Origin of the sequence: Treponema pectinovorum (assembly GCF_900497595.1) — a bacterium.
GTDB lineage: Bacteria > Spirochaetota > Spirochaetia > Treponematales > Treponemataceae > Treponema_D > Treponema_D pectinovorum.
In genome coordinates this window covers 25,876-51,595 of record NZ_UFQO01000008.1, presented here as the reverse complement: position 1 = coordinate 51,595, position 25,720 = coordinate 25,876, and the positions used below count along the sequence as shown (strand labels likewise).

General features: G+C 37.1%; 23 protein-coding genes. 15 read left to right on the top strand and 8 right to left on the bottom strand.

What is annotated here, in order from left to right:
• Positions 1 to 195: 195 nt before the first annotated feature.
• Complete coding sequence (locus tag FXX65_RS09515) at positions 196 to 6,201, bottom strand: Ig-like domain-containing protein (RefSeq protein ID WP_147616072.1); 6,006 nt, start codon at positions 6,199 to 6,201, stop codon at positions 196 to 198.
• A 209-nt stretch (positions 6,202 to 6,410) separates the two neighbouring features.
• On the opposite strand from FXX65_RS09515, the gene FXX65_RS09510 reads away from it, so the two are divergent.
• Genes FXX65_RS09510 through sppA form a run of 4 tightly spaced genes read left to right on the top strand, consistent with a single transcriptional unit; the run spans position 6,411 to position 9,563 of the window.
• Positions 6,411 to 7,184, top strand: coding sequence for an NAD-dependent protein deacylase (locus FXX65_RS09510; protein ID WP_147616071.1), 774 nt, complete (start codon positions 6,411 to 6,413; stop codon positions 7,182 to 7,184).
• Positions 7,185 to 7,231: 47 nt separating this feature from the next.
• On the top strand, positions 7,232 to 7,822 hold the full coding sequence (locus tag FXX65_RS09505) for a CYTH domain-containing protein (protein ID WP_147616070.1): 591 nt from the start codon (positions 7,232 to 7,234) through the stop codon (positions 7,820 to 7,822).
• A gap of 1 nt (position 7,823) precedes the next feature.
• On the top strand, positions 7,824 to 8,573 hold the full coding sequence (locus FXX65_RS09500; protein WP_147616069.1) for a DUF975 family protein: 750 nt from the start codon (positions 7,824 to 7,826) through the stop codon (positions 8,571 to 8,573).
• Positions 8,574 to 8,606: 33 nt separating this feature from the next.
• The gene (gene sppA, locus FXX65_RS09495) at positions 8,607 to 9,563 is read left to right on the top strand and encodes a signal peptide peptidase SppA (RefSeq protein ID WP_147616068.1); all 957 of its coding nucleotides are present in this window, start codon (positions 8,607 to 8,609) and stop codon (positions 9,561 to 9,563) included.
• A gap of 42 nt (positions 9,564 to 9,605) precedes the next feature.
• On the opposite strand, the gene FXX65_RS09490 is transcribed toward sppA, so the two are convergent.
• The 5 genes from FXX65_RS09490 to FXX65_RS09470 all read right to left on the bottom strand — a co-directional run bounded on the left by FXX65_RS09490 (position 9,606) and on the right by FXX65_RS09470 (position 12,254).
• A complete protein-coding gene (locus FXX65_RS09490; RefSeq protein ID WP_187116253.1) occupies positions 9,606 to 10,199 on the bottom strand; it encodes a response regulator in 594 nt (197 codons plus the stop codon).
• Between the two features lie 37 nt (positions 10,200 to 10,236).
• A complete protein-coding gene (locus FXX65_RS09485) occupies positions 10,237 to 10,845 on the bottom strand; it encodes a regulatory protein RecX (RefSeq protein WP_147616066.1) in 609 nt (202 codons plus the stop codon).
• Between the two features lie 61 nt (positions 10,846 to 10,906).
• On the bottom strand, positions 10,907 to 11,299 hold the full coding sequence (gene rpsI / locus FXX65_RS09480) for a 30S ribosomal protein S9 (RefSeq protein ID WP_147613672.1): 393 nt from the start codon (positions 11,297 to 11,299) through the stop codon (positions 10,907 to 10,909).
• Between the two features lie 15 nt (positions 11,300 to 11,314).
• Positions 11,315 to 11,743, bottom strand: a complete 429-nt coding sequence (gene rplM, locus FXX65_RS09475) for a 50S ribosomal protein L13 (protein ID WP_147613671.1) — start codon at positions 11,741 to 11,743, stop codon at positions 11,315 to 11,317.
• 277 nt (positions 11,744 to 12,020) lie between these two features.
• Positions 12,021 to 12,254 carry a hypothetical protein gene (locus FXX65_RS09470; protein ID WP_147616065.1) on the bottom strand — a complete coding sequence of 78 codons (234 nt, stop codon included), beginning with the start codon at positions 12,252 to 12,254 and terminating at the stop codon, positions 12,021 to 12,023.
• Positions 12,255 to 12,364: 110 nt separating this feature from the next.
• Here FXX65_RS09470 and FXX65_RS09465 point away from each other — a divergent pair, with 110 nt between their 5' ends.
• From FXX65_RS09465 to FXX65_RS09435, 7 genes are all read left to right on the top strand, one after another.
• Positions 12,365 to 13,078, top strand: a complete 714-nt coding sequence (locus FXX65_RS09465; protein ID WP_147616064.1) for an AzlC family ABC transporter permease — start codon at positions 12,365 to 12,367, stop codon at positions 13,076 to 13,078.
• A gap of 2 nt (positions 13,079 to 13,080) precedes the next feature.
• Positions 13,081 to 13,416 (top strand): branched-chain amino acid transporter permease, encoded by a 336-nt coding sequence (locus FXX65_RS09460; RefSeq protein WP_147616063.1) that lies wholly within the window; start codon positions 13,081 to 13,083, stop codon positions 13,414 to 13,416.
• Positions 13,417 to 13,735: 319 nt separating this feature from the next.
• On the top strand, positions 13,736 to 14,926 hold the full coding sequence (locus FXX65_RS09455; RefSeq protein WP_147616062.1) for an ABC transporter ATP-binding protein: 1,191 nt from the start codon (positions 13,736 to 13,738) through the stop codon (positions 14,924 to 14,926).
• A 47-nt stretch (positions 14,927 to 14,973) separates the two neighbouring features.
• On the top strand, positions 14,974 to 15,951 hold the full coding sequence (locus FXX65_RS09450; protein ID WP_147616061.1) for an ABC transporter permease: 978 nt from the start codon (positions 14,974 to 14,976) through the stop codon (positions 15,949 to 15,951).
• A complete protein-coding gene (locus tag FXX65_RS09445) occupies positions 15,951 to 16,820 on the top strand; it encodes an ABC transporter permease (RefSeq protein WP_147616060.1) in 870 nt (289 codons plus the stop codon). Before FXX65_RS09450 ends, FXX65_RS09445 begins: the two co-directional genes overlap by 1 nt.
• An 86-nt stretch (positions 16,821 to 16,906) precedes the next feature.
• On the top strand, positions 16,907 to 17,959 hold the full coding sequence (locus FXX65_RS09440) for an extracellular solute-binding protein (protein ID WP_147616059.1): 1,053 nt from the start codon (positions 16,907 to 16,909) through the stop codon (positions 17,957 to 17,959).
• Between the two features lie 208 nt (positions 17,960 to 18,167).
• Complete coding sequence (locus FXX65_RS09435) at positions 18,168 to 19,955, top strand: putative bifunctional diguanylate cyclase/phosphodiesterase (RefSeq protein ID WP_147616058.1); 1,788 nt, start codon at positions 18,168 to 18,170, stop codon at positions 19,953 to 19,955.
• Here FXX65_RS09435 and FXX65_RS09430 read toward each other — a convergent pair.
• Entirely contained in the window at positions 19,952 to 20,380 is a 429-nt protein-coding gene (locus tag FXX65_RS09430) for a Holliday junction resolvase-like protein (protein ID WP_246104375.1), read from the bottom strand. The two genes, FXX65_RS09435 and FXX65_RS09430, sit on opposite strands and share 4 nt — an antisense overlap.
• A 93-nt stretch (positions 20,381 to 20,473) precedes the next feature.
• Here FXX65_RS09430 and FXX65_RS09425 point away from each other — a divergent pair, with 93 nt between their 5' ends.
• Positions 20,474 to 21,781: an OmpA family protein gene (locus FXX65_RS09425; RefSeq protein ID WP_147616057.1), complete on the top strand. Its 1,308-nt coding sequence runs from the start codon at positions 20,474 to 20,476 to the stop codon at positions 21,779 to 21,781.
• Between the two features lie 221 nt (positions 21,782 to 22,002).
• On the opposite strand, the gene FXX65_RS09420 is transcribed toward FXX65_RS09425, so the two are convergent.
• Positions 22,003 to 22,182 (bottom strand): hypothetical protein, encoded by a 180-nt coding sequence (locus FXX65_RS09420; protein ID WP_147616056.1) that lies wholly within the window; start codon positions 22,180 to 22,182, stop codon positions 22,003 to 22,005.
• 62 nt (positions 22,183 to 22,244) lie between these two features.
• On the opposite strand from FXX65_RS09420, the gene FXX65_RS09415 reads away from it, so the two are divergent.
• The 3 genes from FXX65_RS09415 to hisF all read left to right on the top strand — a co-directional run bounded on the left by FXX65_RS09415 (position 22,245) and on the right by hisF (position 25,575).
• On the top strand, positions 22,245 to 23,912 hold the full coding sequence (locus FXX65_RS09415) for a RecQ family ATP-dependent DNA helicase (protein ID WP_147616055.1): 1,668 nt from the start codon (positions 22,245 to 22,247) through the stop codon (positions 23,910 to 23,912).
• Positions 23,913 to 24,157: 245 nt separating this feature from the next.
• Positions 24,158 to 24,784, top strand: a complete 627-nt coding sequence (hisH, locus tag FXX65_RS09410) for an imidazole glycerol phosphate synthase subunit HisH (RefSeq protein ID WP_147616054.1) — start codon at positions 24,158 to 24,160, stop codon at positions 24,782 to 24,784.
• Positions 24,785 to 24,810: 26 nt separating this feature from the next.
• A complete protein-coding gene (gene hisF, locus FXX65_RS09405) occupies positions 24,811 to 25,575 on the top strand; it encodes an imidazole glycerol phosphate synthase subunit HisF (protein ID WP_147616076.1) in 765 nt (254 codons plus the stop codon).
• Positions 25,576 to 25,720 lie beyond the last annotated feature (145 nt).

Here is a 25,720-nt window from a genome sequence, read left to right as displayed (position 1 = left end):
GTGCCTGCGGGGGCTGCTGATCGCTGTTCTGCGGTAGCGCTGGAAGCCCCGTAAGTCCACCGCAGGCAGCACCCTCGTGCTGCCGAGGAGGATGAGCGTTAGCGAAGGGCGCACATAGCGACGGCTCCGCCGAAAGGCTGTGCCGAACCGCCTCTATGAAAAAAAATCAAACCGTTTTGCTAATTATAGCAAAAACTAGAACACGTTTACCCTAAGCCCAACGGAAATCTGTGGAATAAGATTTTCGACATCGACCTGCGAGTTTACATCGGTTGGAACAAACCACAGCTGGCCTTCGGTATAGAATGCAATCGTTCGGAACATCTTCTGCTTTGCAAAAGTTATACGAGGGAATTCCAACTGTGCAAGAACTGCAGAAAGTATTTGCGGCTTTCCAGATGCAGATTCGTTAAATCTTGTAAAGTTTGCACCAACCGTAATATTGGCAGAAAGCCATTCATAGTCGCGACCTAAGAAGTACATAAATGGAAGATAGACTACGTTTGCAAGGATTTTTCCACCAAAGATGCTATCGCCTCCGTAACGGAAATCTGTTTTGCTGAACATATTTCTTTGCGTCTGCGTAAACTGTCCCCACTGCGCCTGTAAGCGAACGTTGTCGTTAAAGAACGAAAGTCCTACGCCAATGTCAAACAGGGTTGCGCCCCAAAAGTGCCAATCCAAATAGAGACCTTGAATGAACGTTGGAACTTCATAAGTAGCTTTATCGCCTTTGCGAAGTGCAAGCGTTACACTTCTGAGCGCTACATTGTCATGAGCCAAGCCGCTTACTTCGAGAGTTTGGTTGAATCTTCCGCCTTCTCCAGGGCTTATCAATCTAACATTTGGACTTGTCTTATCGACTTGAACAATAGTTCTTGAAACCGCTTTTTCGCCGTTACGCATTGTGGCACGAACTAACAAGAAATGATAGCCTTCTGCAATATCTTCATTTTCAACTCTGTATCGCCATTTGCCAGAAGTTGAAACTTCTTTAAATGATTTGCCATTGTTGAGAGAGATTTCAACTTTTTCGACAGATTTTGCAGCGACAGCGGATTTAATTTCGTTTGATGCGCCTTTTGTTTTTGCAGCAATCAATTCATCTTCTGCTATTGAATAACCTGCGTTTCCAACGATATAAGGTCTGTCCATCGCAAAATCGCCATAAGTAAAGTTGTCGATTGTAACCCAAGGACCAACAGAATTGTAATTTATATACTGTTCGTTCGACATAATAGAAGAAGCGTTTGAAAGATTTGCCTTAACCTGAATTTTATGCTGACCTTCGGCTATCAATTCTGGAGTAAGATTGAATTTATAATATCCGCTTGAACTCAACTGCGTTTCTGCGGCTTTTTGACCGTCTATGAGCAGTTCAAGGTTTTCGATATTTATCTCGCTCACAGCAGTTCCATATATATTGAATACACCTTGTACAAATTCTCCATTAAGCGGATACAACAAATCAACTTTTGCGACTGCAGCAGTTTTATCGAGCTGAACATTTCTGGAAACTCTTGTGATGTTGTTTGCAACGTCGAGCCCTGTCAATTCAATGTTGTAAAATCCGTCTGGAAGCGATGACATATCGATTGACTGCGAAATTATCTCGCCAGGAACAAGATCCAAGCGTGCAAGTTTTGAACTTACAGTTTTTCCTTCCAGCGAGCGAATCGTTATGTAAAGTTTATCGAGCCCAATATTGTCTGTTGTTTGACCAGAAAAGAAGAGCATCTTTGTCGTTTTAGAATCGTCTAGTGGAAGTTCTAGGTCGATTTTTGGTGCCGTATTGTCGATGTTAATCAAAGATGAGTAAAGTCCTTCGATTCCAAACCAATCGACAACTTTTAAGAACACAACATGAGTTCCATCTTCAACAACGCGAGTATCAAATTCGTAAGTCCAATTAGATTTTTCTGTTTCGTGCGCGAAATTTCCTTTGGCTTCGTTATAAGTATTACCGCCATCCACAGAAATTAAAACTTTGCTTATTCCATTTTTGTCAGTCGCGATTCCAGAAAGCTTTACCCAATCGCGTACAGTCTGATCTATAGGTGGCGTTTCTACAGCACCTTTTGGCTCTTCTAGAGAAATTTTAAAGTTTCGAACGAATTCAGGACCTTTTACGCCATTTAAATCTTCTGCATAAACGGTTACTTTGTGTTCATTATCTTTCATAGAAGAAAGCGGTACGCTTATAGAAAAAGTTGTTCCGTATTCTTCTGAAGAAAGCCTGTAGTCGCCGTTGTCAATCTTATAGTAGATTTTTGCAGGGCCGTCATCATCTAAAACAACTCCAGAGATAACAAAATCCGTCGTAATTACAGCCTCTTCTTCTGGCAAATGAACTTCTGCTATAGGCAAATCCGATTTTTGATCTATTATGAAATCCCATTTTCGTATCGTAGCAACATTGCCTGCATCATCGTAAAAATTGAATATCATAAGATCGTTTATTGGCTTTTCAACTGTTCCAATGTGAGTTACAACCATAGGCCCAAGAGGAATTTCTATAGGATTAACCTTTTCTTTGCTATTCGCTTTTGGAGCAAGATATTCCGCTCTATTAAGATGACCATTATCTTTTACCCTAAACGCGATAAGGTTTTCGCCGTTTACAATATCTTGTGCAACAGGAAGAATAACTTCAACTTCTGGAACTGTAGTATCTTTTTGGATTACAGTTTGAGTGTAAGTGATTTTTCCTGCATTGTCTTTTACGCGAACACCGAGAGGAATAAGTCCATCTTCTTTTTCTTGCAAATTAAGAGTTGCAGAATAGGTTGTAGAATTCTCCGGTTTTGCAGAATTCCAAGATTCTCCTGCGTCTAAAGAATACTCAACGCTTGCAATTCCATTTGTATCTGTCGCCTTTACAGAAAGGTTTGTTCCTGTTTGAACCCATTTTTTTGTTTCTGGAGCGACCAGTTCTGCCGTTGGAGCAAAATCGTCCACGAGCAAAGTTACTGGTGTCGAATTATAAACAATTCCTAACGCATCTGTAATTTTTAGAACAACATTTTTGTAAAGACCTTCTTTTTCCGCAGTTATGTATATGTATTTTCCTTCCACAGAAAACGAAAGTCCAGTTTGCGCTTGAGCAAAACTTACTGTAACTGGCGAATACACGTTTGCAAAGGCTGTAAATTTTGTAGCGGTTTTTAAAACATAACGACTATTCGCCTCATCATAAGGAGCATTTTCCGATGGAATCCAGTATATTTTTTTCTCGTTGTCCAAAAGCGAAGAATCTCTTTCTCTTACGATTGCAACGGTGCCGCTAAAAGAAGCACTGCCCTGTGCACTTTCTGCAACAAGTTTTATAGAAGTCAGACGGCTTGGCAAGTTAGAAAGAGGAATGTCGGCTTCATAATGCGTTGAATCTTTCTGTCTTAATGATTTTGCATCGATTTTTCCAGCTTGAGTTTTGTCGCCACCAGGAACATCTTCCCCGTCGATAGTCCAGTTTAAACTGGTTATTGGATAATCAGAAACTATGGTTGCAGTTGCCGTTACAGGAGAATCTTTTACTACACCTCTAGGAACAGCAACCTGCATTCCAGAAGCATAATCCCTTCCTGCAACAGAAGATATAAATACTTTCGCATTGCCATCTTTTTTTGTCGTGTATTTTGTTTCTTTTCCAGAAGAATCTTTTACGGTTAAAACAGGATTTCCACCTGGCATTTGTGAACGCAAAAATACGCGTTTAAAATCTTGTGTTTGGGTATGGCAGATTATCGCGCAATAAACGTCAACAGAATCTACCCATTTGTGAACAGCAACTGCTTTTTTGGGGTCAATATCTCGTGGCTCGATTTTTCTTATCATGACGGACGCTGCCGCTTGCTTGCCGTTGTTTGCAACAATTTCTACCAACGAGATTCCGTTTACAAGAGTTGAAGGTTCAAGTTCAAAAGAAAAATCTCCATTCTTTGCAGGAAGATTTTCAACTTCGCTCCAAACAATATCCGAAGTAACAAAGGTCTCTGGATTTTTTGAATCGCATTCTGCGGCGATAGAGCCAATCCTATAAGTTAAAGAAGTTAAAGGCGTTAATGATGAAACCTTTCCTCGAACGTGGACTTTTAAAAGCGGCTGAAGATAAGTGCCGTCTGGCTTCATCGTGAACTCTAAATTTTCTTCTTCGTTTTCTACAGAAATTTCAGGGGATGGAAAGTCAGAATGAAAAACCAAAGGTCTGCTTTCGTAAACGATTCCATTATCTGCAACAACCCTTACTTTAACAGGAGCAGAGCTTCCAGCAGATTCTACTGCGTGCAAAGTTACAGAGTGCTCATCGTAAGATATTGTTGCAAATGGTGTTGAAGGATTTAACGTTGCGCTTTTTATCTTTCCGCCTACAAAATATCCACTTACAGGGCATTCAAGGTCGTTTAAAATGTCGCCATTTTCTGATATGCGGCTGTCGCTGAATACTAATTCTGGTTTTTCAACGGTTATGTCCGTTAAATCTTTTATTTTTATAGCAGATTTTTGAATTGAAGTTCTGTTATAGATATCTGTCGCACTTATTGTAAGAGTTACAGTTCCCCAGGCGATATCGTCACCGCTAAGAGCGATGCTCAAAGGAACAGATTTTTCCCCTGCTTTGAAATTTACTTCTCCAGTTTTTGAACCATTTGAGCCCCAATTTATCTGATACCCTACAGAAGAAATTCCTGCCTCACAAGAAACTGTTGTTTCGTATTTAGGGTTTGCTTCTGGATGAATTTCCACATCTGCAAAAACAGAAAATTCACCTTGAGATGATACTATCTTTGGTTCAGAAAACTGAAGCGAGTTCCCTCTTGAAATAAAAGTCGCTGTTGCAGGCTTGCCTTTTACGCCATATAAATCCGTTGCAGTAACAGTTACAGTGTGCTTACCAGCGGAAAGCTCTTTATCCCCAGAAAGAAGAGCGTAAAAAACTCCATTTGTTTCTAAAACAGAAGTTTCGCCTCCGTCTAAACTGTATTCAACAGAAGCGACTGCATCATCATCAAATGCTATACCTCGCAAAAACACGTTTCCAGCTTCGCTTTCTACAGTTCCTCCTTCAGCAGGATATTCTATTGAAACAGTTGGTTTGTCTGCGTCTTGATTTAAAGGAATAACCTTTTTTACAGTAACTTCGTTTCCTGCGGTATCTAACGCTGTAACGGAAAATTCAATATTTTTTGTAAATCCTGTTGAATCTATTTCTTTATACCAATATGGATTTCCTGGTGTAAGTTCAAATTCTCCAGTTTGCCCTGCACACGCCCAAGTCAATTTTTTTATTCCGATTTTATCTTTTGCAAAACCTGTAACTCCAAACCGACCGTTTGCAACTTCATTTTCTGCCGGCGAGACAATTTTTACATCTGGCTTTGTGTTATCTATAAAGTATAAAAATGAATTATATCCGACAGAACCCATCTTATCGGTCGATTTGAACCAGCATACAGCAGCACCGTCTTGAGTTTTTCTTGTATCAAGAGGAAGTTCAAAAGTGCAGATTCCTGTTTTTTTATCTTCCTTAAGTTTTAATTGTGAAAAAGTTTTTCTTCCGTCTAAAGAATAGTAGAGCGATTTTATTCCGTTACCGTCAGAAACTTCACCTTTTAATTCAATTTTACCAGAAACCAAAGTGCCAAGTTCTAAATTCGTGACCTTTGTTTCTGGAAGTCTTCTGTCCAAATTCCAAGTAACATAGGCTTTCTTTTTTGGCTTAGAAATAGAGGAAAGACCGTTTATGTCAACTCCGTAAACTTCTATTGTATGAGAGCCTTCTGCAAGTTGAGTTGTATCTAAATAATAAGACCAAAATTCTTTGCCATTTGCTTTTACAGGTTCTCCACCGTCAAAAATCAACCAAACTTCTTGAACGCCGTCGTCGTCTATACAAGTTCCTACGATATTCAAGTTACCAGGAACTCGCATATTTTGTATTGGGTTTGTTATTCCAGAAATTGTATAATCGGAATCTGGGTCTATAAAGATATTGAAAGGACCTCCAATAGTAGTGTTTCCACCTTTGTCCTCTACAACTGTTATTACATTGTACTTACCTTCTTTTTTGGAACTTATATCAAATTCTTCCTGCCAACTGTCTATCTGCGAAACTTCTCTTTCGTCTATATCTCGCTTCCCTAACGCAAAAACAGTTGTCCCCAAAATGATTGAAGTTAAAATGACTAATCCCTTTTTAAACATTTTTGCTCCTTGTTTTAAACTTTTTAATTTATTTGCAATGCAGAATATAATGGCTTATTAAAAGATGCAAATAAACAAAAATATCCAAATTCTCGAATTTATTATCGGAAAGTATAACGCAATTATTCACCTATACCATGAAAAAACTGTGAAAAAAATCTAACGTTGCTAAAAATTTTAAATGCTATAATAAATATGAGGTTGCATTTATGGAAGAAAATAAAAAATCAAATACCACTTGCTTAGAAGAAAAAATTGCAGTTTTACAGGGAATTATAGATAAAAGTCAAAATATCGTATTTTTTGGAGGAGCCGGCGTAAGCACAGAAAGCGGAATTCCAGACTTTAGAAGCACCGATGGACTTTACAACCAAAAATGGAAATATCCGCCAGAAACAATTTTGAGCCGCACTTTTTTTGATGAAAACCCTAAAGAGTTTTACAGATTCTACAGAGAAAAACTGATTATAAAAGGAGTAAAACCAAACATAACGCACAAAAAGCTTGCAATGCTCGAAAATCGTGGAAAATTAAAAGCGATTGTAACGCAAAACATTGACGGTCTTCATCAAAAAGCAGGAAGCAAAACCGTTTACGAATTACACGGCAGCACTTTGCGAAATTTTTGCATGAACTGCAAAACCTTTTACGATGAAAATTTTATTTTAGAAAGCGCAACGAATGAAAATTCTCTTCCTATATGCACAAAATGTGGTGGACTTGTAAAACCAGATGTCGTTCTCTACGAAGAAGGTCTCGATAATCAAGTTGTCGAAAAAGCGATAGAAGCAATAGGAGCGGCAGATTTACTGATAATTGGAGGTACTTCTCTTGCCGTATATCCTGCTGCAAGTTTTATAAATTTTTTCAGAGGAAAAAATCTCGTCATCATAAATAAAACGCAAATTCCAGCCGACAGCCATGCAGACTTGGTTTTGCACACAAGCTTAGGCGGTGTTTTTGAAAAGATAAAAGTGAACTAATCACTTAACTGACAATTTCTTTTTGTCATGTTAAAATCTTTTTAAATATGTATGAAATTGAATTAAAAGCACACGTTCAAGACAGAAAAAAGACAATCAAAAATCTTGAAAAATTTGCTTCGTTCTATGCAGCAGTAGAAAAATATGACAGTTATTATGAAAATTTAATTAACGGAAAAACGATAAAAGTTCGTATACGAAAAGAAATTCCTTTTTCCACAAAAGAATTAGAAAATTCGCCAAAAGTTTCCACAGGAAAATCTGTAATCTTTACCTACAAACAAAAGGAAATGCACTCCGAAACTGGAGTTGCAATCGAAGTAAACAACGAACACGAAGCCTATCTTTCAGATGCAGAGCCGCTTGAATCTTTTTTAAAAGACACAGGATTTTCACTTTCACTTACAAAACACAAAACAGTTTTGAGCTGGCAATTCGACGGAATCTTGTTAGAACTTTGTAACGTGGAACGTTTAGGAGATTTTATAGAAATAGAAGTGCTAACAGAAACAAACGATTCCCATCAAGTGGAACAAGCACAGGCAAGGCTAAGAAAATTGCTTTCAAAATGCGAAATTCCAGAAGATAAAATTGAAAAACGATATTATTCACAAATGCTGGAGGAGTTAAAAAAATAATATGTTTAATAGAAGAGCTTACAAAAAACTGGCAAAAAGTCAGTTAAAAGGAAGAAGATTTGTGCCTGCGATTGCAACTTTAATAACGATTGCAATTCTCGCCTTGATAAGCGGTTCCGAAACCTATTCTAAAAATTTTTCCGAAGGAAAAAATCCCTATTTGCAAAATGTCGACTTTATAGAAGAAGATTTTCCAAATGGAATGAACTTTTTCTGGGAAAAGAATTTTTCAGCATACAGCGATAGTTCAGATTTAATTTTTTCTATCATAATGGTTTGTATTTTAGGAATTTTAAACCTTGCGCTGTGCCACTTATACAATGAATATTTTAAGGATGCAGGAAAAATTCCCCTTTCACGATGGCTTCAAGGATTTTCGTACTGGTTTAAAGGTGCACTTTCTATGCTTTGGTATTCTTTGTGGGTTTTTCTTTGGAGTCTTTTATTTTTTATTCCAGGACTCGTAAAAGCGTTTTCGTATTCGCAGATGTTTTTTATAATCGCAGAAAATCCAAAAATCGGTGTTGCAAAGGCAATGCGTTTAAGCAAAGTTATGACAAAAGGATTCAAAGGCGATTTATTTGTAATGTATCTTTCGTTTATACTTTGGGATTTTCTTTCGGTTTGCACTGGAGGAATTCTAGTCCTTTGGGTTCATCCATATAAAAAACTTTCGTTTTTAAACGCCTACAAGGATTTAAAAATTCACGCAATAAGAGCAGGGCTTCTCTCTCCAGAAGATTTTAGATAAACACATCTTTGTAAGGAAACTAAAGGAAAATATATGAAAGACAAAAACACGAAAAAAGGGCTCATAGTTTTGCTACTGATTGTTGCTGTCGCGATAACAATGGGAACATTCAAATTAGTATCTAAAAAAAGCGACAATCTTTTACAAAGCGAAAGATTTACTTCAAAAAAAATAGTAAATTTTAATAAAAAACTAAAGCCTTACATAGCAGTGATTTACATCAATGGAGTTATACAAGAAAAAGGAAATCAATACAATCAAGCGTGGCTCTTAGATAAGATTGAATCGCTAAAAAACGACGAAAAAAACAAAGGGATTCTGCTTTTTATAGATTCGCCAGGTGGTGCAGTTTATCAATCTGATGAGGCATATCTTAAACTTATAGACTATAAAAATACCGGAAAAAAAATCTATTCATATTTTGGCTCTCTTGCCGCTTCTGGCGGATATTACATAGCCTTGGCAGGCGATAAGATTTTTGCAAATCGCAACACATTGACAGGCTCAATCGGTGTAATAAGTGCAAGCACAATAGATGCAACCGCACTGCTTGAAAAAATTGGCATAAAATCGCTTACGATACATGCTGGAAAAAACAAAAATATGTTTAACTACAACGAAAAAGCGACTGATGAGCAAATTAAGATAATGCAGTCTATTGCAGACGAAGCATACGAGCAGTTCACCCAAATTGTAAGCGAGTCGAGAAAAATGAACATAAAAAAAGTGCAACAACTTGCTGATGGAAGGATTTACACCGCAAAACAGGCAAAAGAACTCAATTTAATTGATGAAATTTGTACTTTTGAGCAAGCGAAAAATAAAATAAAAGAAGATTTTGACAACAACGAGTTGAATTTTAAAGGATTTCGATATGAAAAAAATGAGAACCTTCGCTCTCTACTTTTCGAAAGTCTTTCGTTTATAAAATCACCACAATCCGTATTTTTGCAAAATGCGCCTCTTTCTTACATCTATATCGCAAAATAATAAAAACAGATTATAAGCAACTCAGGTTATAGAATTATGATTTTAAAGTTCTATGACCTGTGCAAGCTGAGCCAGATTAAGCGGTTTTTTAAAGAAAAATTTTACGCCCTGCTCCTTTACACGATTTTCAATATCGCCATCTTCAAGGGCAGTTATGACTATAATCACAGTGTTTGCAAAAGCTTCATCCCCATGTATTCTCTTGCACAGGCTAAAACCGTCGACCCCTGGCAAATCAAGATCCAAAATTAAAATTTTGGGATGTTTTTCCATCATCAAAACACCTGCTTCAAAACCGTCAAATGCCTGAAAAACTTCTATATTTCCATCTTCAAACTTATTGCTAAGGAATTTTGTAACGACGGTATTGAGTCCCAAATCGTCATCAACCACCAAAATTGAATGTTTTTCAAAAATCAAAGAAGAACAAGATTCCGCTAATTTTTTAGGAATACGCATGTTGCGTTTTTTCATGAAGTCTGCCAAATCGTCTGGATAAACTCTGTATTGACCGCCAGGAGTTGTAAAAGCCTTTAAATGACCACCTTTTATCCAGTTTATTGCCGTCTGATTTACGACGCCGCAGATATTTGCTACTTCCAATGCCGAAAAAACTTGCGGTTTATTATTTTTCATCAACATTCCTCAAAAGCCTCTCCGACTTTTTTTGTATTTAGTTTTCTTTTATATCTATAAATCTCGATACCATTTTATACGAAAAACCGGAATCTATCATATATTTTATCAATTTTTCGTCTTTTTTCCCCATAGCTGTTGCTTTTATAAAACAGCGCTTGCATAATTTTTCTTCTTCTGCAATCTCCAAAAACTCGTCAACGGCCTGCCTTGCAACAAAAGTTTTTATTCCTCGCGAACAAAGTTCACTTACGAGCCGTGGCCGTCCTTGCGGTTTTGAAATAACATGAGAGCGTAACCATGAACGACAAAATCGGCTATCGTCCAAAAGCCCCTTTGCTTCGAGCCAGTCAAGAGCAGTTTTTACAGACGATTTTGAATGATTTTTTTGAATAAGTTTTTTTTCAAGAGAAAATCTGCATTGCTCACAGCGAGCAAGATATTCTTCTGCCTTGCATTCAGCAGAAAAAATGAGTGCCGCTTGAAGAATTTCTTCTTCCTCTTCTCCAAAAAATTCTTTTCCTTTTGCAAAGTCGTCTATTTTTAAATTTTGCAAAAAAGCTTCTCTGACAAAAAAAACAGGCCTATCATCTGCGGTAATTTCTACAACATCTGACGCAACCTGTTTTACTGATTCTAAGCGCATTTTGAATTCTTAAGAAACAAGACACCCTGAACAAAATTGAACTGGATGCCAAAAGAATTTCTTAACGCTTTGAGAACTGGAATCTGCGACGTGCACCACGCTGACCGTACTTTTTGCGTTCAACCATGCGGCTATCACGAGTAAGGAATCCGTTAGCTTTTAGAGATGTGTGAGCATCAGGATCAACTTGAAGCAACGCCCTTGAAAGACCGTGAAGACATGCTTCTGCCTGTCCAACAAGTCCGCCACCAGTAACATTTATGAGAATGTCAAATTTATTCTCATTGCTTGTAACCAAAAGTGGCTGATGCACGATACGAATTTGATCTTCAGTATCAAAATAATCAGCTAAATCTTTTCCATTTACAACAATTTTTCCGCTGCCGTCGCGCAAGAATACACGAGCTGTAGCAGTCTTTCTTCTACCTGTACCAATTGCAATATTCTTTACCATAAGTGGACTCCTAACTTAAACTTCAAGCGGTTTTGGGTTCTGAGCCTTCTGTGGATAATCAGAACCAGCATAGATTTTTACGCTGTCCATCATTTTGCGTCCAAGACGACCATTAGGAAGCATACCAGCAATTGTTCTAGTAAGTGGCTCGGTAGGCTTTTTTGCCAAAAGTTTTGCGAAAGAATATTCGCGAAGACCACCTACATAGCCTGTGTAATGGCGATAAAGTTTGCCTTCTTCTTTGTTTCCAGTAACGACAACTTTGTCTGCATTGATGATAACAACAAAGTCTCCCATAGCCTGATTAGGCGTAAAAGTAGATTTGTTTTTTCCACGAACAACTGATGCAGCTTTTGCGGCAACACGTCCGAGCGGTTTTCCGGCAGCGTCTATAACGTACCAGTCACGTTTTTGTTCATACTCTTTAACGAATAAAGTTTTCATTTGTATATACCTTGTACTAAAAAGTCTCTTGTGTTCATTTTGATTTGCATCTTCAAAAATCACACTCCGCAGATGTTGAAGCATTATCTGCGCATATACGGGGATAGATAATATAAATTTTTTATTTGATTTGGTCAATAAAGTGTCTATCAATTACATTGAAAACAGGGTTGCTCGCTTTCTTTTTTTTCTAGCATTTTCACAGCAAAATTGAACTGGAACTCATACTCCATGCAATTAAGAATGAAAGAGCATTACGCATTATTGAAAAATTTTATTAACCTTGGTTTTGAGCCGCTTTTTCGGCTTCTTTTTCTTCTTTGCGTGCTTCTTTTTTATCCTGAATATCTGCAAAACCTATAAAAATTGCAATTATTCCAACAAGGGCAGCAATGATTGGAGAGAGTCCTTTTAGAACAAAGATTATGTATTCACTCCAGCCTAAAACATTTGGCAGGCAGGCACAAACAGTAAAGGCTATTAAAGCCATACCGAACAAAATTGCTATCATTTTTTACTCCCACTTTTTCGTACATTTTTAATGCAAATCTCTCTTACATAAAAAACTTTATCATACTAAAACTGTTTCATCAAATAGGACAAAATGATACAATCGCTACCATGTTAAAAAAGAATTCTGCACGCAGGGCAGTAAAACTGACATTGCCGATTTTTTTTGGTTACATTTCTATAGGAATTCCGTTTGGACTTATGGTTGTAAACGCAGGGTATCCGTGGTGGATGTCTTTGTTTATGGGGCTAACCATTTTTTCGGGAACTGGACAATATATTGGAATTGGACTTATGACAGCAGGTGCAAGCCTTCCAACTTTTTTGATAACCCAATTTTTTGTTGGCATACGGCACATAGTTTACGGACTTTCTCTCTTAAAAAAATATAAGAGAACTAATGTTGGAAATTGGAAATTCTTTTTGATTTTTTCTTTAACAGATGAGACCTACGCTCTTACGACAACCTGTGAAGTTCCAGAAGGAGAACACCCTGGAGAATTTTACAGCTTGATTGCAGCGTTGAACTGGTCGTACTGGCTTTTAGGTGGCTTGATTGGCGCCTTATTGGGAACAGTTTTGCCGTTCAGTTTTGCAGGAGTGGATTTTGCACTTAATTCGCTGTTTATTGTTCTTATGATTGAGCAGATAAAAAAGAGCAAGGATTTTTTCCCTTCGTTGTGCGGAATAGGAACTGCCACACTTGCAATAATTCTCTCTCGACTTGGAATACTGCCTGCACAACAGGTTTTGATAGTATCGCTTTCGCTTGGAATTGCGGTTCTCCTTTTGGTTCGAGGAATTTTTGATAAGAGGAGGCAATAAAAATGAGACTTACTTTATTACAGGCTGTTATTGCAACTTTGGCGAGTGCAGTTTTAATGTTTTTATTGAGAGCCTTTCCTTTTATGCTATTTAGCAAACGAAAACCGCCTAAACTTTTGAGCTTTATAGAGCAGTACATTCCTGCAATGGTGATTGGAGTTTTGATAATCTATTGTTTGATTGATCCAAAATATATGACTTTTACCGCTTCTCCATGGGGAATTCCTGCTATTGCAGGTGTAATTTTTACGGTTTTTTTGCACCTTTGGAAAAGGAACAGCATGATAAGCATTTTTGGCGGAACCATCATCTATATGGTTCTTGAATATCTTATATAGAAAAAATGAAAGACAGTTTTTGCAAAACTGTCGAAGTTTATTGTAGGTCACACCTCCTGTGCGACAGTGCGGCAGTGATTGGAGGGGGAAGCGCAAGCGAAAACAAACGCAGGGCGAAGAACTGCGTTTGTTCGGAGCCGAAAGGCGCAGCCCCGCAAAGCACGGTTTTGCGAAGCAAAAGCCGCCCAAAATATTTTCTGAAAAATTCTTAAAACTTATAGACAATTTGTCCTAATAATCTTATTTTACTCTTTATGCAGATATGCTGTTTTTTATCAAAGCCTCCTGAAGTTGGCTTATAAATTAAGAGGTACGCATTTTGAACGGTAGCCAGGTTACGATTACCAACGTGTCTAAGCAGTTTGGTGATTTTATTGCACTAAACAATATTAATTTTACGATTAGGCAGGGTGAATTTTTTACGCTGTTGGGACCTTCCGGCTGTGGTAAAACAACGTTGCTGCGTATTATTGCGGGTTTTGAGAATCCTGATGAAGGCGCTATTCTTTTTGATGAAACAAATGTTGTAGGGGTGCCTCCAAACAAGCGACACTCAAATACTGTTTTTCAAAGTTATGCACTTTTTCCGCATATGAGCGTTTTTGAAAATGTGGCTTTTTCTCTAAGACTAAAAAAAACAGACAATGCAACTGTAGAAAAAAAAGTACGTGAATATCTTTCTTTGGTACAACTCGAAGAACACATGTATAAAAAACCAAATCAACTTTCTGGCGGACAAAGACAGAGAGTCGCAATCGCACGAGCGCTTATAAACGAACCAAAAGTTTTATTGCTTGACGAACCACTTTCTGCATTGGATGCAAAGTTGCGTTCAAACCTGCTTGTTGAATTAGACAGACTGCACGATAAAATTGGAATTACTTTTATCTTTGTAACACACGATCAAACAGAAGCTCTTGCAGTTTCTGATAGAATTGCCGTTATGAACAAGGGAAATGTTCTACAAATTGGAACTCCTTATGAAATTTATGAAAGTCCTGCAACACAGTTCGTAGCTCAATTTATTGGAGAGACAAATCTTTTTGAATCAAAGGTTGTAAACTGTGAAAGCTACAAGGCAAAAACCGGCGAAGAATATATGGTAACGCTCAATGTTCCAGCTTTGGGAATGCAGGCACAACTTTCTGGCGACACCCAAGCGACTAAAGAAGAAGATAAAAATATCCTTGTTACAGATTACGAACACACCGATGAAGGGCAGGCGGTGGCATTTACAATCCGTCCAGAAAAAATTCGCATAACTTTAAACGAACCTGATGTAAAAGGCAGAAAAGACATAAACGTTTTTAAAGGCATAGTTGAAGAACCCGTTTACACCGGATTTCAATCTAAGTTCATTGTAAAACTGGAAAAAACTGGAACTATAATAAACGTCTACAAACAGCATACAAACTATTTGGATGACGGTCCTGAAATTCAGTGGAAAGACACCGTTTATATATCTTGGTCGGCAGAAGACGGATATATAGTCGAAGACATCGAAAAATAAAGCCACTGTTAAAAAGTTTTAATTCAACTTGATAGGAAAAGTTTGTGATGGAAAACAATAAAGAAAGTTTTTTGCTCAAATTTGTACGCAAAGCAAGAGATAAAGCATTCAAAAAATCAAATCCAGGTCCAATTTATGCTTGGCCCATGGGTTTGTGGTTCAGTTTGTTTTTTGTAATTCCGCTAGTAATAATCGTGGCATACGCTTTTATGAAAAGAGATGTTTACGGCTCTGTAATTGCACAATTCAGTTTAAAAGCCTTTGGACAGATGTTTCGCCCTGCTTACGGAATTATCTTGTTAAGGACTTTATGGATTAGTGCAATCTCAACTCTGGTTACGATTTTAATTTCTCTACCTTGCGGATACGCAATGGCAAGAAGCAAACACCAGACAATTCTTTTGATTCTAGTAATTATTCCTTTTCTCACTAATTCGCTTATAAGAATTTTCGCTTGGATAACGATTTTAGGCGATAACGGTTTGCTAAATATGATTTTGGGATTTTTCTTTAAGCTCTGGAACGAGGTTACAGGAAATCCTGAAGCGGTTTTTAAACCTGTAAAATTTATGTACACAAACGGTGCGGTCATAATCTTAAGCATTTACATGTATCTTCCTTATGCGATTCTGCCAATCTTTACCGCTGTAGACAGATTTGATTTTTCACTTTTGGAGGCAGCTCGCGATTTGGGAGCGACAAAGCCACAATCAATGACAAAAGTTTTGCTTCCAGGAATACGCAGCGGTATAATTTCTGCGTTGATTTTTACATTCATTCCTATTTTTGGCTCTTACACTGTTCCAAACATCGTCGGCGGAAAAGACAGCTATATGATTGGAAACGTAATTGTGGACCAAGTGCAGAAGATAAGAAACTGGCCATTGGCTTCTGCTTTTTCTATGATTTTAACATTACTTTCTATGGCAGGAATCCTTTGGATGCTATATTCCAGCAAAAAAGATGCAGCACTTAAAAAACTTTCTACAAAAGAAGATGTAACATCAACTTGCGGAGTAAAATAATGAAACACAACCCTTTCAATCTATTTGCACCAAGAAAAGTAAAACCGAGTGAAAATTTTCGACATGCAAAACGCGGCTGGAAACGTCGCGAACCAAAATTCAGTTTTTCTAAGACAGTCCTATTTTTGTGCTTTTTATTTTTATTTTTGCCCTTGATTGTCATAATCTTCTATTCTTTTAATGCGTCAAAAGATACAACTTTTACAGGATTTTCGTTTGTCTGGTACCAAAAGTTGATTTTTGATTCTAAACCGCTTTGGCAGTCCCTGTTTAACAGTTTTATAGTTGCAATTTCGTCTTCTGTCGTTGCAACTATTTTGGGTTCACTTGCTGCGTTAGGGGTTAGTTGGTACAAATTCACTGGAAAAAACTATATCCAAACTATAAGTTTTTTGCCTATGGTTTTGCCAGAAGTTATAATGGGACTTTCTCTCCTGATATTTTTTAGTGCTATAAAGATGAGCCTGGGACTGCTTACAATTTTTATTGCGCATACAACTTTTTGTCTTCCGTTCGTTTATCTTATGGTTAGTGCTCGTGTTGAAGATTTTGACCTTTCTATTATAGAAGCAAGCCACGACCTTGGGGCAAATGAAATGCAGACTCTTACTAAAGTCATAATTCCTGCGATAATGCCAGGAATAGTTTCTGGATTTATGATGAGCGTAACTATGTCGCTAGAAGATTATGTAATCACTTTTTTGGTGAGCGGGCCTGGAAGCACAACTTTACCACTATATGTTTATTCGATGATTAGGTTTGGAGTAAGCCCTGTAATCAATTCGCTTTCTTTTGTTCTAATAATCACAATCTGCATTTTAACTTTTTCTCTTAGACGCGGATTAAAAGGCTTTGCAGCGGCACGCTAATTTTCACCATTAAAACAACGCTCTGTGTGAGTGTTTTATTTATTTGTTTTTCTAGATTTATTTTATCTAGGTTTTGGAGTTGAATTATGAAAATCGCCTCTAAAATTGCAACGGCAGCATTCGGTTTTATTGCCGCAGTGGGTCTTTTCACTTCGTGTGGAGATGACGGAAAAAAACTTTATCTTTACAACTGGACATACTACACTCCAGACGAAGTTTTGCGCGATTTTGAAAAGGAATTCAACTGCACTGTAAAAGTTGACAGTTATGCTTCAAATGAAGAAATGTATGCAAAATTAAAAGCTGGCGCAAAGGGATACGATATTGTAGTTCCGTCTCAAGACTATGCTTCAATAATGATTGCTCAGGGAATGGTTCAAAAATTGGACAGTGCAAAACAGACAAACAACAGCAAAATAAATCCGCTGCTTTCAAAAATGGCTGTTTACGATCCAAAGTTTGAATACGCTTCTCCTTATTATTTGGGCGCTGCTGGCGTTTGTGTAAACAAAACAAAAATCAAAGAAGGCTCATACGAAAAGACGTGGAATATCTTTGCAGACAAGCAGTTTGCAGGGCATGCAACAATGATGGATGATATGAGAGAAGTTATAGGCGATGCATTAACCGTTCTTGGATACGATCTAAACACTCTAGACGACAACGAACTTGCACAAGCAAAAAATTTGATAATTAAAAACTGGAAACCAAACCTTGTAAAATTTGATGCAGAAGGTTTTGGAAAATCTTTTGCCTCTGGAGATTTTTGGCTGTGCCAGGGCTATGCGGAAGTCGTATTTGGTGAAGTTAGCGAAGATAAATGGGCAGAAACAATCGACTTTTTTATTCCAGTTCAAGGCGGACCGTCATACCTCGACAGCATGTGCATATTAAAAGATTCAAAAAATCCTGAACTTGCAAACGAATTTATAAACTACATTCACCGTCCAGAAGTATACGCAAAATTTTTGGATGCTTTTCATTTTCCGTGTTTTGTGATTCCAGACGCTGCACAGTTTACAAAAAAAGTTCCAATGTATGACGCAAGCCAAATGAACAACTGCGTGTTAAAAATGGACATTGGCGAAGGATTGGACAAGTATAACAACATCTGGCAAGAAATCCGCTTTAACAACTAGATTAAAAAATCCTCAAAATTTTGTTTTTATCTTTAAAATTTTGAGGAATGATTTTTATCAAAATTCAGTAAAACGAAAAAATTCACAACCTAAAAACCACTGTATAAGTCTGAAAATTTAAAAAAATACACTGTTAAAGGTTACAAAAAAAGTATATAAAAATAACAGAGAGTTTATTTTATAATTTTTAAATATATCAATTAAAAAAATGCTTGAACTTTCAGAATACAAAAACACTGTCGACAATGCTTCAATTCCTGTGATAATTGGAGTGCCAATTTTAAAGGGTTCTATTCCTGTTGATTTTAAAGTTTTATATATAAACAAGGCATTTAAAGAAGAGTTTCCAGGTCTTGAAGATGAAGGAGCTTTGTATTCAACGCTAAAATCAAAATTGACTTCCGACATGCCTTGGGCAGAAGCAACTTCCAAAACTATAGCAACCCACAAAAAAGTTGTTCACAGTTTTTATTCGCCAAAATATTCGCGCTGGTACAAAGTAATTTTAAATACGCTGCGCAACGATTTAATCTTTTTTAGCCTTACAGACATAACTCAAGATAAAAAATATCAAGAACGATTGAAAAATCAAAATTTAAAACTCGCCTCGCTCACAAAAGAGTTGTCGCTTTCCAAAGAAAATTTTCGCTCAAAAATTGAAGAAGTAGAAGCACTAAACGAAGAATTGTGTTACATCGCCTACCACGACACTTTAACAGGAATATACAACAAACAAAAATTGAATGAAGATCTATTGCGCTGTCAAAGGGAATTTCAAAAATCGAGAAAAAAGTTTGGAATAATCTTAATCGATTTAGACAACATGAAATTGATAAACGACGCTCAAGGACATTTTGCAGGCGACGCTGTAATCTGCAATGCTGCTCTGATATTAAAAAATTTTGTCCGCGAAAATATACACGCATACAGATTTAGCGGAGACGAATTTATCGTTTTGGCAGAAGGATTAGATTCTCACAATACGCTTTTAAATATAGCCGATGCAATCCTAGAAACTTTTAATGCACAAGGAATTGAATTTTCTGGCGGAATTTCACTTTATCCCGACGACACAAATAATCTGGAAGAACTTTTAAAATTTGCCGACATGGCAATGTACGATGTAAAGAAAAAAACTAAAAACAATATAGGCGTTTTTCAACGCTCGATGCAGGAAAAATTTTTGAGCCGACTGACCTTGCAAAATAAAATTTCGCCAGCGATTCAAAACAATGAATTTTCACTCTACTATCAGCCTCAATTTGATGTTGAAACAGGTAAGCTGCGCGGTTTTGAAGCACTCCTTAGATGGTACGATAAAAAATTGGGTTGGATAAGTCCAGAGCAGTTTGTTTCGATTGCAGAAGAAAGCAGACTGATAATTCCACTTGGCGAATGGGTTATGGATACCGCGCTCTCTACTTTGAGCGAGTGGTGCCATAAATTCAGTTTTAATGAAATTTTGAGCGTTAATGTTTCTCCAGTTCAGTTAAAAAAAACAGATTTTTTGTTTTGGCTTGACCAGAAGATAAAGCAATACAAAATCAATCCTGCAAATTTGGAAATAGAAATAACAGAGGGCGTTTTAATCGACAACAAAGAAGAAACCGTAAAACTTTTAAAACAGATAAGGCAGATGGGCGTAAAAGTTTCTCTGGATGATTTTGGAACAGGATATTCCTCGCTTAATTATCTGCAAATTCTTCCTATAACGACTTTAAAAATCGACAAATCCTTTATAGCAAATTTAACTTCAAAAACAGAGATAGAAGCCAACATCACCGATTCAATCATAAATATGGTTTCTAAAATGGGACTCGATACGATTGCAGAAGGCGTAGAAAATTTAGAACAGTTAAATATCTTAAAACGAATAAGATGCAAAACGATTCAAGGATTTTTAAAAGGCAAACCGATGGAAAAAGATAGATGTGCAAGGATGCTTTCTGGCGACAATTCCGCAATTTTAAGCATAGAAAACGAAGTCGCCTCTTAAATTCTATATTCGACGTATCGAACTTTGCCTTGCTCTATGCAAGATTTAATCTGTTTTTCGTGTTTAGAAAGTTTTGAATTTCCAGTTTTAACTTCTATAAAAACGATTTCACTTATTTCATCTTCTAAAGTTACTCCGCTAAAAGCGATAAAATCCACCGGCTTACCTATAAAACGACAGTCGTAACTCTTGCACGGAAAATTCGGCAAAAAAGGGGCAACCTGTTCAAAGGCAAATCCAGAAATTATCGCTTTTGATCTTTTTACAGAATCCGCGCGAGCGTCTTTTATAAGCGGCTGGATTTTTAATTTTGCAAAGAAATATCCTGTTTTAAAAGCGATTAAAATCATCAAAAATATTAAAACTATTCCGAAAATCAAAAAGTACACAGAATTTGATTGCAACAATAAAACAAAATTTTTCATTTTTGAAGTATAACATATCAGGTTGGACGTTGTTTACAAGTTGTCATTAGAACTTTGAACCAAAAATTGATAAATTGATAAAAAAGGAATGTTATGAAAAAAAATAGTTTAACTTTATTTTGCCTTTGCGCTTTTGCTTTAAATTTTTCCCTTAAAATTTTTGCTCAAGAAGCAAATTTACCTATTTCAAAAAATCAAAATTCCGAAGATGAAATTTTGCTTCAATTTAAATTTAAAGAAGGAGATAATTTTTCGCTTACTTCATCTGTAAACGAAGAAGTAAAAATTAACGGAAGATTGAGCCACAAAGCGCAAATCGTAACGAGGGTTACAGAAAGCGTAGAAAAGATTGATGAAAATGGACGCGGTTACATAAAAGGCAATTTTATGACAAGCGAACAGTCAACTCGTGCACAATTTTTAGGGCAAAACGACACTTATCGTTGGGGCGAAAATTTTGAAAGCGAATTCTGGCGGGATTCCCGCGGAAAATTTGAAATTGAAAGCAAATATTTTATGCCTGTAATTCGCGACTTGCCAATTTTTCCACAAAGGCCAATAAAAGTTGGCGATGAATGGAGCGAAGACGGTTATGAAGTTCAGGATTTACGCAGAGATTTGAATGTTACGGAGCCTTTTAAAGTTCCGTTCACAGCAAAATATAAATATCTTAGAAACGAAAAAGGAGTTACTTCCGACAGTTCGAAAACGGAGCGTGTTTTTCAAGTTATTTCTGCAAAATATTCCGTGTATTATGAAACACCGCAACAAAATTCAAATTCTTTGCGTGGGTCAGATTATCCTGTTACGACTATGGGATATTCAAATAGAACAATCTGGTGGGATAACGAAAAAGGGCAGATAGATAGATACGAAGAAGATTTTAGAATAGTGATAGAAACGCTGTTTGGAACTCAATATCAATTTGCTGGCGGAACACAGGCCGAATACACGGAATTTGAGCGAACTTCTACAGAAGAAAATTTAAAAGATGTCATGCAAAAAGTTGAAGATTTAGGATTGAAAGATATTTCTGTAACAAAAACTGAGCAAGGACTGACGATAAGCCTTGAAAATATTCAATTCCGTGCGGACAGCGCAATTTTAATGGAAAGCGAAAAAGAAAAAATCAAAAAAATATCCCAAATTCTTTCTGCATATCCAAACAATGACCTTTTGATTTCTGGGCATACGGCAAGAGTTGGAAGCGAAGAATCCTGCCAAATTTTAAGTGAAGAAAGAGCGGCAAGCGTTGCTAATTTTCTTGTAGATTTAAAAGTTAAGGAAAAAACACACGTGTTTACGCAAGGCTTTGGTTCAAAAATCCCGATTGCATCAAATTTGACAGAAAGAGGAAAAGCAAAAAACAGGCGCGTAGAAATAACGATTCTTGATAAGTAAGTTTCAGGAAAAATATCCGTGTTTTTCTTTAACTGACAGTTTTCTTGCAAAAAACTGTCGACATTGCTTGTAGGTCGCACCTCCGTGTGCTGTTCAAGAAAAACTTCCTTGTTTTTCTTGAACGACAGTTTTTACAAAACTGTCAACATTCCTTGTAGGTCGCACCTCCTGTGCGACGATGTGGCAGGGTCTACTTGTAGCCCCGCTACCCGCCTGCGAGCTTACAGCGGCAGCGGATAGGAAGGGCGCGGAGCGTTGGCGTAGCCAATGGAGCGAAAGCGGAACCCTGTATAGCCCGATTTTTTGCGGAACTCTAGTGGAGCAAAAAAGCCGCCCAAATAAAAAATAAATTTATAATTTTTATCTGCACTTTTTTGTAAAAAATGAATTTTTAAAGCCATATATAAATCGATGGAAATGTTTTTGTTTGTACTCAGGCATTGCACATTCAAGTCGAGGTTTTATGGCTTTCGACTTTATTGAAGGAAAAGATTTTCCAGAGCAAAAATTTGACTCGGAGTTTTCTCTTGATGACGAAGTTACTCAGGCTGCGGAGCGGGCTTTTGGAATAAAATATCTTTTTGCGTGGCAGCACCTTGTAATTTCGAACATTTTGGACAGTGCACAGACGGCAGATGACGAAAACCTAATGAAAAATGCAGCGCAAGAAAGTTTAGAGGAAGACGGTGTTTGCCGGGGAAAACAGATTGTTCTTTTGCCGACGGGGAGTGGAAAATCGCTTTGTTTTTTAACTCCTGCCCTGCTTTTAGAAGGTGCAACTTTGGTTTTGTATCCGCTTTTGGCATTGATGGCAGACCAAAAAAGGCGAATGGAAGAAGGTGGGCTTGTCTGTGCGGTATTTAAAGGTGGGCAAAGCATTGAAGAGCAGGAAGAAAATTTTAATCTTATTGAAACGAAAAAAGCAAAGGTGATACTTGCAAATCCAGAAATTTTGCAGAATAAAAAAATAGTCAACAGGTTAAAGGGCTGCAAAATAAGCCATATTGCAATAGATGAAGCCCACTGCGTTAGCGAATGGGGAGAAAGTTTTAGACCAGCGTATCTTACACTGGGAAAAATAATAAAGTACCTGGACGTAAAAGTTGTAACCGCATTCACTGCAACTGCAAGTCCTCCTGTTTTAAAGCGAATAAGTGAGATTTTATTCGATGGGCAGGCACATATTGTGCAAAGTTCAAGCGACAGGCAAAACATTCACTATGAAGTTCGGCATGCATCGGCAAAGAAAAAAGCCGTTCTAAAAGCGTGTATTCAAGAAAAAAAGCCGCTTATCGTTTTTTGTTCAACAAGGCGGAGAACCGAAGAAATGGCGAGAATTTTACACTCGTATTTTGGAAATTCAAACGTGAAATTTTATCACGCAGGAATGACGAAAGAAGAAAAAAATCGCACGGAAAAATGGTTTTTCGATACAACAGACGGAATTCTTACCGCAACCTGTGCTTATGGAATGGGCATGGACAAAAAAAATATATATACGGTTATTCATCTGGATGCGCCTGAGCATCTGGAAAATTTTATTCAAGAGGCTGGCAGAGCAGGACGAAATGGCGAAAATGTAAAATCCATTTTGATTTGGGGAAGCAAAGATAACTCAAAATGGAAGTCGCAAAAAGAAGGCTCTCGAGAAAAAGCGATTGGAGATCTTGCAAATACGAACGAGTGCAGAAGAGGTTTTCTTTTAAAATATCTTTCTGGGGAAAGTGCTGTTTGCAGCGGCTGCGACATCTGCAATGCAAGAAAAGAAAATCGGACGATTGAAAATTCCGCGATGGATGAAAAAATCGTATTTAATTTTATAAAACGACACAGAAGATTTTACACAAAAGATGAATTGATAAATGTTTTGCTTCCAGATTTTAACAAGAGGGATATAGATTTTTACAAGCAAAATGTTTGGGAAGCAAGCGATTTGCAAGAAATTTTAAGTGGTTTATTAGGTAGCAAAAAAATTAAAAAATTGAGCGGTTTTTGGGAAGACAGAATCGATATAGAAAAAGGCGAAAACAGATTTTTGAGATTTTTAAATCCAAAGACTATTCACTTTCTTCAACACTCGCGTCTTCGCCTGCGTCATTTTCAGAAGGAGTTGGCTCTGGTTTTGGAATAAATTTTTTAATTCTCTTTCGCGGAGTTTTTTTTCGATAGGAGCAAACATAGGAAGCAAAATCCATCAACAAAAAACAGACAACGGCAACAGAAATTACATATTTGTTTTTAAGAATCTCAAGGATTATCGAAAAATTTCCACTCATAGTTCATTATCGGCATGAAAATAAAATTTTAAACAAAGTTGTGCAAAATCGATTATGTAAAATAGTTGACCAAGAAAGTTTACGCTACTAAAATTCGGCTATGATTGGAATTGTAGATTATAACGCTGGAAATATAAAGAGTGTCGAAAGAGCGCTTATTGCAATAAAAGCAGAATACAAAATTTCGCAGAATCCTTTAGATTTAGAAAATTGCGAAAAGATAATTTTTCCTGGAGTTGGCGAAGCGAAATACGCGATGGAGCAACTAAAAAAAACAGGCTTTGATTCGTTTTTGCGCGATTTTTATTCCCAAAAAAAACAAATTTTAGGAATCTGTCTTGGCTCGCAGATAATTTTTGAACATTCTCAAGAAGGCGATATCGCTTGTCTTGGACTATTAAGGGGCTCGATAAAGAGTTTTCAAACGGTTTGGCAAGAAAACGGTGAAAGTCCAAATCTAAAAGTTCCGCAAATTGGCTGGAACGATTTGACATATTCAAATGGGTCTTCAAAACTTTTAAAAGGGATTCCTGAGCATTGCGATTTTTACTTTGTGCATTCGTATTTGATTCAGCCAGAGGATAAAAGCATTGTAAAAGCGTTTGCAAATTACGGTACTCAAGTTCCTGCCTGCATAGAAAAAGACAATCTTTGCGCATTCCAGTGCCATCCAGAAAAATCTGGAAAATGGGGCTTAAAAGTTCTCCAGAATTTTATCAACTCATAAAAAAATCAAAATCAAAGGTAAAAATCATGCTAAAAAAAAGAATAATAGTTTGTCTGGATGTAAAAGACGGAAGAACAACAAAAGGCGTAAAATTTCAGAATAATGTGGATATTGGAGACCCTGTGGAAATGGCAAAAAAATATTACGAGCAGGGAGTCGATGAACTGGTCTTTTACGACATAATGGCAAGCGCAAATTCGCGAGGCCCAATCTTAAATTTGATAAGCAAAGTTGCGGAACAGATTTTTATTCCATTTTGTGTGGGCGGAGGAATCGGCTGTGTAGAAGATATACGCTCTACAATTCTTGCAGGAGCTGAAAAGGTGAGTTTAAATAGTCAGGCTGTAAAAAATCCGAAGCTCATAACTGAAGGCGCAAAAATTTTTGGGAACCAGTGCATTGTATTGGGAATGGACGCAAAAAAAGATGAATCTGCACCGAGCGGATACAGCGTTTACATAAACGGTGGCCGGGTAAAAACGGAACTCGACGCTTTAGAATGGGCAAAGCACGCTGTCGAATTGGGGGCTGGCGAAATCGTTTTAAACTCTATAGATGCTGACGGCATGAAAACCGGTTACGAATTAAATCTTACAAAAATGATCGCAGAAAATGTGAGCGTTCCTGTAATCGCTTCTGGCGGAGGAGGAACTGTTCAACATTTAAAAGATGTTTTAACAGACGGAAAAGCAGACGCAGCCCTTATTGCAAGCATGGTTCACAGTTTGGGCTATACGGTTCAAGGAATAAAAGAAGAATTAAAAGGAGAAGGCGTGCCTGTAAGACTTTAAGAAGATTTCAAAATTCGCTCAAATATTTTACTACTTAAAATGATTTTTTAATGATAAAGCCACAGAGTTGAAACTACACAATGAATTGTATTTCAAAACTGTGGCTTTTTTTATCGGCGATTAACGCTTTTTGCAAGATATCCGC